This is a genomic window from Anaerolineae bacterium (genome assembly GCA_014360855.1).
GTDB lineage: Bacteria > Chloroflexota > Anaerolineae > JACIWP01 > JACIWP01 > JACIWP01.
Genome location: JACIWP010000373.1, coordinates 1 through 2355 on the forward strand (window position 1 = coordinate 1; position 2355 = coordinate 2355).

The 2355-nt window shown below is 63.7% G+C and carries 3 protein-coding genes; 1 reads left to right on the forward strand and 2 read right to left on the reverse strand.

What is annotated here, in order from left to right:
- Together H5T60_14120 and metG are read right to left on the reverse strand one after the other, a co-directional pair.
- Window positions 1-258 (reverse strand): hypothetical protein (locus H5T60_14120; GenBank protein MBC7243569.1); only part of this gene is annotated, 258 nt, incomplete at its 3' end.
- A gap of 20 nt (window positions 259-278) precedes the next feature.
- Window positions 279-2036: a methionine--tRNA ligase gene (gene metG, locus H5T60_14125; protein ID MBC7243570.1), complete on the reverse strand. Its 1758-nt coding sequence runs from the start codon at window positions 2034-2036 to the stop codon at window positions 279-281.
- A gap of 100 nt (window positions 2037-2136) precedes the next feature.
- On the opposite strand from metG, the gene H5T60_14130 reads away from it, so the two are divergent.
- On the forward strand, window positions 2137-2355 hold a 219-nt coding region (locus H5T60_14130; GenBank protein MBC7243571.1), incomplete at its 3' end, for an alkaline phosphatase family protein.

Consider the following 2355-nt stretch of genomic DNA (forward strand, 5'->3'; position numbering starts at 1 on the left):
CTCATAGCGGATGGGGTCAATGGACATATCGGGAGGAAAGCGCCGCGCCTTGATCTCCTCCAGGTAGGCGTGGGGATAATCGCCGGCCTGGAGCACCGGGAAGCGCCCGTGTTCCGCCAAGTAGCGGGCGTAGTTATAATGGGCCGGCTCGTCCGGCACCTGCCAGGCCGGCGTCCAGATGGCATAGGCGATGGCCGCCACCAGGTAGCCGGCTAGTATGAGCAGGATGGCCCAGTGCGGCCAGGCGCGGATGGACAATGATGCCTCCCGGAAGCGCGTCAGGCGAGGCCGGCGGATTCCAACATGCGGCGCGTCTCTTCCTCCGCCACGCTCTCATCCAGCTTGCGGAAGAGGGGCTTGGGCTTGCGCAGTTGCTGGCCCGGCTCCAGCCGCTCCGGCTCCCATTTGCCCACCAGGTCGCTCTTGTCGTAGCGCAGGACGCGGTGCGAACGCTTGCTCTCCTGCCGCTCCTCGATATAGATGCGGCCGATCAGACTGCCGTCAAAGCCCAGCATTTCGTGCAACTGCTGGCAGGTGAAGGGCAGGAAGGGCGTCAGCATGGTGCGCAGCCAGGTGATGCCCTGCAGGCACACGTACAGGGTTGTAGCGGCCGCCTGCGGGTCGCTCTCGATCTGCGCCCAGGGCTCCTTCTCGTTCAGGTAGCGGTTGGCGTTCTGCGCCAGGGTCATGATCTCGGTCAGGGCCGCCTTGAACTTGCACTCCTCGATGAGCTGGCCGATCGGCTCGAAGCCGGCGCGAATCTGGTTCAGCAGTGCCTCGTCCTGGGAATCCATGGGGCCGGGCGCCGGCACCTTCCCATCGAACTTGCGGTAGACAAAGGTCAGTACGCGGTTCACCAGATTGCCCCAGGTCGCCACCAGCTCGTCGTTGTTGCGCCGGACGAACTCCTCCCAGGTGAAGTTGGAGTCCGATTTCTCCGGGTTGTTGATGGCCAGCATGTAGCGCAGGGGGTCCGGGTCATAGCGCTGGAGGTAATCCAGCGCCTCGATGACCCAGTTGCGGCTTTTGGACAACTGCCGGCCGCCGACCATCAGGTACTCGTTGGCCGGCACATCGTACGGCAGGACCAGATCGCCGTGCCCGATGAGCATGCCCGGCCAGATGATGGTATGGAAAGTGATGTTGTCCTTGCCGATGAAGTAATAGGAGCGCACATCGGGCGTCCACCACCGGCGCCACCCTTCGGGGTCCCCCTCGATCTGCGCCAGCTCCACGGTGACGGAAAGGTAGCCGGTGACCGCCTCCATCCAGACGTAGATGGTCTTGTTCTCGAAGCCGGGCACCGGCACGGGGATGCCCCAGCCGATATCGCGGGTCACCGGCCGGCCGCGCAGTTCCCCACTGCGCACCATGTTGCGCGAGACATTCAGGACATTGGGACGCCAGTGCTCCTTGTCATCCTCCAGCCATTCCCGCAGGGCCGGCGTCAGCTTCTCCAGGTCCAGGAAGAAGTGCTCGGTGGAGCGCACCACCGGCGTCGAGCCGCAGATCTTACAGCGCGGCGCGATCAGCTCCAGGGCGTCCAGGAGCCGGCCGCAGTTGTCGCACTGGTCGCCGCGGGCGCTGTCGTAGCCGCAGTGCGGGCAGGTGCCTTCCACGTAGCGGTCGGCCAGGAAGCGCTTGCAGTGCTCGCAGTAGAAGCCCTGCATGGTATCGCGGTATAAATAGCCCCGCTCCAGCAGGCGCAGGAACATCTGCTGGGCCACGCGCCAGTGGTTCTCGGTATCGGTCTCCGTGTACAGGTCGTAGGAGACACCCATGCGGATGTAGGCTTCCAGGTCCAGGTTGTGGTAGCGGTCCACGATGACGCGCGGGCTGACACCCTCGCGCTCGGCGCGCAGTTCGACTGGCGTGCCGTGGGTGTCACTGCCGGAGAGCAGTACTGCGTCGCGGCCGCGCATGCGCTGGTAGCGCACGAAGATGTCCGCCGGGATATATGCGCCGGCGAGATGTCCGATATGTAAATTGCCGTTGACGTACGGCCAAGCGGTGAAAACGGCGATCTTCTCGGGCATTCCTCCGCTCTCCTTCCGGTTTCATTGCACGGAAACTTACTTTATTGTACCATAGGTGGCGCGGGAATGAAAATTTGGAAATTTGCCGCAGGTGTTAGCCATGTCTAAGCCGCGGGTGTGTATGCTGGCCGCTGATGGGCTGGACCCGTATATCCTCATCCATCTTGTGGAAGAGGGGCAACTGCCGCACTTCCGCCGGCTGATGGCGCGCGGCTTCTTCGCGCCCATGATCACCACTTACCCACCCGTCTCGCCGGTGGCCTGGACCTCCCTGCTGACCGGCTGTTGGCCGGCCAAACACGGCATCCTGGACTTCATC